This window comes from Schnuerera sp., assembly GCF_035459645.1.
Lineage (GTDB): Bacteria > Bacillota > Clostridia > Tissierellales > Tepidimicrobiaceae > Schnuerera.
In genome coordinates this window covers 1-2,432 of record NZ_DATHXO010000355.1, presented here as the reverse complement: position 1 = coordinate 2,432, position 2,432 = coordinate 1, and the positions used below count along the sequence as shown (strand labels likewise).

2 protein-coding genes are annotated in these 2,432 nt (G+C 31.3%); both read right to left on the bottom strand.

Features of this window, described 5'->3' with window-relative positions:
* On the bottom strand, window positions 1-536 hold a 536-nt coding region (locus VK998_RS08265), incomplete at its 3' end, for a DegV family protein (RefSeq protein WP_325227531.1).
* A gap of 73 nt (window positions 537-609) precedes the next feature.
* On the bottom strand, window positions 610-2,432 hold a 1,823-nt coding region (leuS, locus tag VK998_RS08260), incomplete at its 5' end, for a leucine--tRNA ligase (RefSeq protein WP_325227530.1).

The following is a 2,432-nucleotide window of genomic DNA, read 5'->3' as shown; positions in this document are numbered from 1 at the left end:
GATTGGACTCCTGAAAGTCTACCGCCCCTTCTTAAATATTCCAATGTATCTACTGTAAGGTATACATTCATGTCATTCTTCTTGTTTTCTAAATATTCTACTATTTCTTCTTTTGTTCTACCCGAAGCTACCATATCTAATGCGTCTTCTACTAAAAATTTTAAATTAGCTGCCGATTGTATGGAATCCACAATAGTAATCCTTTCATCCTCTAAAATATTTTTAGCTAAAACAGCACTATTATATGTCCCACTTAATTTAGAAGATAAAAGAATTGCTATTATCCCATCATATCCTTCTTCAAAAGCTCTTTCATATTCTTTTATAAAATCTGACGCTGCTGGTTGAGATGTAGTTGGAAACAGTTTTGTATTTTGTAATTTTTCATAGAACTCATCAAATTCCCCAGGAAATCCTTCTTTTTCTGTTACACCATCAAAAATATAATTTAATGGTACTATGGATAAATTCGCCTTTTCAGCAAATTCCTTAGTAATATAACTAGTAGTATCTGTTATTATCTTTATTCTTGACATATTTTTCCTCCTAACTAAAATAGTTTTGCTATTACAAAAAAGTAATAGCAAAACTATTATTTCATATTTCAATTTATTTTACAACAACATTATAAATCTTGCCCATTACAAATATCTCTTTTATTATTTGTTTTCCTTCTAAATATTTCATTATGCTTTCATTTTCTTTTACTTTTTTTCTAACCATATCTTGAGTATCATCTACATTGACTTCTATTACACCTCTAACTTTGCCATTAACTTGTACTGGCATTTCTATTACTTGTTCTTGAATTTTATCTTCATCATATTCTGGCCATTTGCTTTGATTAAGCATTCCATCAAATCCAAGAACCTCCCATAATTCTTCGGTAATATGAGGTGCTACTGGATTTAATAAAATTAAATAGGTCCTCATATCGGATTTAGTAATATTACCAATATCATTAAAATCATTTAACAATGTCATCAATGCAGCTATAGCAGTATTGAATTTTAATGTTTCGTAATCCTCAGAAACTTTTTTAATTGTTTTGTGAATATTTGTTTCTAATTTTTTAGTATATTCATCTCCATCTACTACAATATCTTGTAATCTCCATACCCTTTCTAAAAACCTTCTACAACCTCTAACTCCATTTTCAGACCAAGGTACAGATTTTTCAAAATCTCCTATAAACATTTCATAGGTTCTTAAAGTATCTGCCCCATATTCATTAACTATATCATCCGGATTAATTACATTTCCTCTTGACTTTGACATTTTTTCATTATTTTCACCTAATATCATACCATGAGATGTTCTCTTTTTATAAGGCTCTTTAGTATTTACTACTCCTATATCATATAGGAATTTATGCCAGAATCTTGAATAAAGTAAATGCAATGTAGTATGTTCCATCCCGCCATTGTACCAATCTACAGGCATCCAATATTCTATTTCTTCTTTATTAGCTAATTCTCCTTTATTATGTGGATCTATATATCTTAGAAAATACCATGAAGAACCAGCCCATTGAGGCATAGTATCTGTTTCTCGTTTTGCTTCCTTTCCACATTTAGGACATCTTGTATTAACCCAATCGGTTATATTAGCCAATGGAGATTCGCCCGTATCAGTAGGTTCATAATTTTCTACTTCTGGTAGCATTACTGGCAATTCTTCTTCCGGTACAGGCACCCAACCACAATCTTCACAATAAATTAGTGGTATTGGTTCCCCCCAGTATCTTTGACGAGAAAATACCCAATCCCTTAATTTAAAGTTAGTTTTTCTAATGCCAAGGCCTTCTTTTTCTAACCAATTGCTTATTTTTTCTATAGCATCCTTTACTTCCAATCCATTTATAAGTTCAGAATTTACCAATATTCCTGATTCAGTATCCGTATAAGCTTCCTTTTCTACATCTCCTCCCTTTACTACCTCAACTATAGGAAGATTAAATTTCTTTGCAAATTCCCAGTCTCTACTGTCATGAGCTGGCACTGCCATTATAGCTCCAGTTCCATAACTCATCAATACATAGTCAGATATCCATATAGGAATTTCTTTTTGTGTTGCAGGATTAATTGCTTTAATTCCTTTAATTTCAACTCCAGTTTTATCCTTAGAAAGTTCTGTTCTTTCAAAATCAGACTTTTTACTTGCATATTCTTGATATTCTCTTATCTCATCTATATTTTCTAATTCATCTTTGTATTTTTCTATCAGTGGATGTTCAGCTGCTATTACCATATAAGTAGCCCCATATAATGTATCTGGCCTAGTAGTAAATACCTTTAATACATCTTCTTTATCACTAATTTTAAAGTCTACTTCCATCCCTTCAGAACGACCTATCCAGTTAATTTGCTGTGTTTTAACTCTATCTATATAGTCTACCGTATCTAGATCATCTATTAGCCTATCAGCATATT